This is a genomic window from Pseudoxanthomonas kalamensis DSM 18571 (genome assembly GCF_010211745.1).
GTDB lineage: Bacteria > Pseudomonadota > Gammaproteobacteria > Xanthomonadales > Xanthomonadaceae > Pseudoxanthomonas_A > Pseudoxanthomonas_A kalamensis.
Window position 1 is genome coordinate 1 of sequence record NZ_PDWQ01000095.1, and the last position, 586, is coordinate 586.

The 586-nt window shown below is 66.7% G+C and carries 1 protein-coding gene; it reads left to right on the forward strand.

Going from position 1 to position 586, the window contains the following annotated elements; all coding sequences use genetic code 11:
* The coding region (locus CSC70_RS14185) for a TonB-dependent receptor domain-containing protein (RefSeq protein WP_162457219.1) at positions 1-586 on the forward strand (586 nt) is incomplete at both ends.

Genomic DNA, 586 nt, shown 5'->3' on the forward strand with positions numbered 1-586 from the left:
GTCTGGGCCTTTCCAACACTTTTGGCGGGCGCTATCCCGCAATCACTGCGCAAAACAGCCTGGATGCCTACCTCAGCGTGCCGTTGACCTGGTGGGGCCGCAATCACGAACTGGTCGCCGGTGCCACCTGGATGAACCGCAACGTGCGCAGCTGGTCCAACGGGCCGCAGCCGCCGCAGGTGCTGACGGCCGAAAGCGTCTACGCCTGGCCCGGCCGCATGGCGCAGCCGCAATGGACGCCGCTGGTGAAGGGCGAAGAACGCGACGTGCGCCAGGTGGCCGCCTACGCTGCCGGCCGCTTCAGCCTGACCGACGCGCTCACGGCCATCGTCGGCGCACGCGTCACCGACTGGAAGAACACCGATCAGCTGGTGCCGGCCAACACCTACGAGCGCCGTGGTCGCACCACGCCGTACGCCGGCCTGATCCTGGACGTGGACGACCACCATTCGCTCTACGCCAGCTACACCGGCATCTTCAAGCCGCAAAACAATCGCGACCGCAGCGGGCGATATCTCGCACCGCTGGAAGGCAACAGCTACGAGGTCGGTGCCAAGGGCGAATACCTCGGCGGCCAGCTCAACGC